Below are 3,159 nucleotides of genomic sequence, written 5' to 3'. Positions count from 1 at the left end.
GCGGCGGCCAGTACGTGGTCGGCGTGGGCGGCGGCAAGACGCTGGACACCGCCAAGGCCGTGGCGCATTACGCCCAGCTGCCGGTGGTCATCATCCCCACGCTGGCCTCGACCGACGCGCCCTGTACCGCGCTCTCGGTCATCTACAACACCGATGGCTCGTTCAACCGCTACCTGTTCCTGCCGAAGAACCCCGATGCCGTCTTCGCCGACCTGAGCGTACTGGCGACCGAGCCGGCGCGCTTTTTCGCCGCCGGCGTGGGCGACGGGCTGGCCACCTACTTCGAGGCGCGCACCTGCTACGCCTCGCAAGGCGACAACCTGGTGCTGATGAAGCCTTCGCTCGCCGGCCTGGGCATTGCGCGCCTGTGCTTCGAGACCATCCGCGACTACGCCGCCGAGGCCCTGCAGGCCGTCAAGGCCAAGGCCGTGACCACCGCGCTGGAGAACACGGTCGAAGCCACCATCTACATGAGCGGCGTGGGCGCCGAATCGGGCGGTCTGGCCGCCGCCCATGCCATCCACAACGGCATGACCGCCGTGCACGACCTACATGGCGCGCAGCACGGCGAGAAGGTCGCCTTCGGCCTGGTGGCGCAACTGGTGCTGGAAGGCGCGCCGCGCGCCGAACTGGAGCAGGTCATCCACATCATCAAGTCGGTGGAGTTGCCGCTGACGCTGGCCGACCTGGGTCTGAAGAAGTTCGATGAAGCCGAATGGCGCCGCGCCGCCGAGCTGGCCTGCGCCGAGGGCGAGACCATCCACAACGAGCCCTTCAAGGTCACGCCCGCCATGGTCTACGACGCCATCGTCACCGCGGATCGGCTGCTGCAGAACTACAAGGATTGAATCGGGATAGGGGAGCCGCTATCGTAGCGGCTGCCCCTCCCACACCACCCGGCATGCGGGTCCGCACCGGGCGGTTCGAGCGTTTGAGGTCATGAGAGGCGAGGTAGGCCCAACCTGTCGAAGTAGGCGATGGTCAGCACCTTGTTGATGTCCCCGGCGCTGTTGCGCCACCAGCAGTGCGAGTTTGCAGCCACGCGGCGGGCCGTCGTCTCCGAGGCACCGAGCGCACGCAGCGCGGAGTAGATCGTGGTGCCACGACGCCACTGCTTGAGTTGCAAGGCCCGCAACCGGTGCCGCAGCCACTCGTCCAGCTCGCGCCAGACGGTGCGGCTTTGCGCCAGCCCGAAGTAGGCCTTCCAACCCAGCAGATAGCTGCGCAGCGTCTCGATCACCTGCTCCATGCTGCGCCCGACCGTGCGGCGGGTCAGTTGCCTGATCCGCCGCTTGAACGCCTGAAGCGGCTTGCTTGCGACCTTGCAGCGCGCCTCGCCCTTGGTAGCGTAGAACGCGAACCCGAGGAACTTGCGTTCCTCAGCCAGCGCATCCGCCACCGCGCTCTTGGCCTCGTTGATGCGCAGTTTCAGCCGACCGTACAGCCGTCGCAGCAGCGCCATCACCCGCTCGCCCGCGCGGCGGCTGCGAACGTACACGTTGCAGTCATCCGCGTAGCGCACGAAGCAATGGCCTCGCCGCTCCAGCTCCCGGTCCACCTCGTCCAGCAGCACGTTGGCCAGCAGCGGACTCAAGGGGCCACCTTGCGGCGCTCCCTCGTGCCGCTCGATCACCACGCCATCAGCCATGATCCCGGCGTCCAGGTAGGCGCGCACCAGCCGCAGCACCGCCGCGTCCGCTATCCGCCTGCCCAGCCGCTCCATCAGGATGTCGTGGTTCACGCGATCAAAGAACTTCTCCAGGTCCACATCCACCACCACCCGGCGGCCCGACTGCACGTAGCCGCGGGCTTGTCGCACCGCGTCATGCGCGCGCCGGCCCGGGCGAAAGCCATGGCTGTGGTCGCTGAAGGTCGCATCGATGATCGGCTGCAGCACCTGCAGCAGCGCCTGCTGGATCAGCCGATCCAGCACCGTCGGGATGCCCAGCTCGCGCTGGCTCCCGTCCGCCTTGGGGATCATCACCCTTCGCACCGGCTTGGGCCGGTATCTGCCTTGCAGCAGCATCTGGCGCACTTCGGGCCAGTGGGTCGTCAACCAGAGGCGGGTCTGCTCGATGTCGAGCCCATCCACCCCGGCCGCGCCCTTGTTGGCCTTCACGCGCTTCCACGCCCGCTGCAGGTTCTCTCTTGCCAGGGCCGCCTCCAGCAGCGAGCCAGCCGCTGCCGCCGGCGCTCCCGGCCCTGTGGCCCGGTGTCCATGGTGCGGGCCTTGGGCTTCGTCGCGCACCGCCCCACCAGCGGCTTCACCGCCTTCGGTAGCGAGTCGCCCAGCTTGCGCTGGCATCTGACGCATGGCCCTCGACATCACCTCGGTCCTGGGTCACTCACGCTCGTTCGGCCCTTCGCCGCGCATTCCCGCCCGCTAAGGCGCTGCGCCGCTACTACGGCCTCTGCTGACTTCTCGCTCCGCCGAGCAGGCGTCGCCCTTTCAGGCGCAAGGCGAGATCTCCCCAGGTAAGAGCGCACTCCTTCACCGCACAGTCGCCGCATTTACGTCGCCTGGCCCTTGGCCACGAGAGCTTCGCAGGTTCTTGTCTGCTCGCCCTGGCCGGCGCCGCCTCGGATGCGGTTCGTGTACCTCGACTCGCGGTTTACGCTCCACGCTTCCTCCCCACGCTCGGTCGCCCTCACGCAGTTGCGCTTCGCTTGCCTCGCTGTGGCCAGCTTGGCCGGGGACTTGCACCCCGAGGAGTGCGCCCATGCTGGGCGCACAAACAAAACGGACGCCGAGGCGTCCGTTTTATTGTTGTGCCACTGCTCGGTCGAGCGCGCGGCACAGCCCCTTTTTGATTACTTGCGCAGCACCACCTCGACCCGGCGCGAAGCAGCATTGCTGGCGGCGGTACCGGTGGTTTCAGCCGGCTTCTCCAGCACGGTGCGGTCTTGCGCCACGCCGGCAGACACCAACGCGGCTTGTACCGCTTGAGCGCGGTTCTTCGACAGCTCGGCGTTGGCCGCGGCGTTGCCGGTCGGGTCGTTGAAGCCGGAGATGACGGCTTTGGCGTCCGGGTTGGCCTTCATGTAAGCCACCAGATCGGCCGACTTCGCGGCAAAGTCGGCGTGCACGTCGGTCTTGCCCGAATCAAAGTACACCTTCAGGGCCGGCATGGTATTGGCGCCCATCAGGCTGACCACGGC

Annotated in this window: 3 protein-coding genes; 1 reads left to right on the top strand and 2 read right to left on the bottom strand. The window is 67.5% G+C overall.

The genetic code is table 11. The features are described from left to right. A partial coding sequence (locus ABFC67_RS12635; RefSeq protein WP_346738386.1) for a glycerol dehydrogenase occupies nucleotides 1–848 on the top strand: 848 nt, incomplete at its 5' end. Nucleotides 849–937: 89 nt separating this feature from the next. Here the strand turns inward: ABFC67_RS12635 and ltrA are convergent. Beyond that, on the bottom strand, nucleotides 938–2,305 hold the full coding sequence (gene ltrA, locus ABFC67_RS12630; RefSeq protein ID WP_346738387.1) for a group II intron reverse transcriptase/maturase: 1,368 nt from the start codon (nucleotides 2,303–2,305) through the stop codon (nucleotides 938–940). A gap of 506 nt (nucleotides 2,306–2,811) precedes the next feature. Next, on the bottom strand, nucleotides 2,812–3,159 hold a 348-nt coding region (locus ABFC67_RS12625), incomplete at its 5' end, for an OmpA family protein (RefSeq protein ID WP_346738385.1).

Origin of the sequence: Mizugakiibacter sp. (assembly GCF_039680435.1) — a bacterium.
GTDB lineage: Bacteria > Pseudomonadota > Gammaproteobacteria > Xanthomonadales > Rhodanobacteraceae > Mizugakiibacter.
This window is presented reverse-complemented; position numbering and strand designations above follow the sequence as displayed.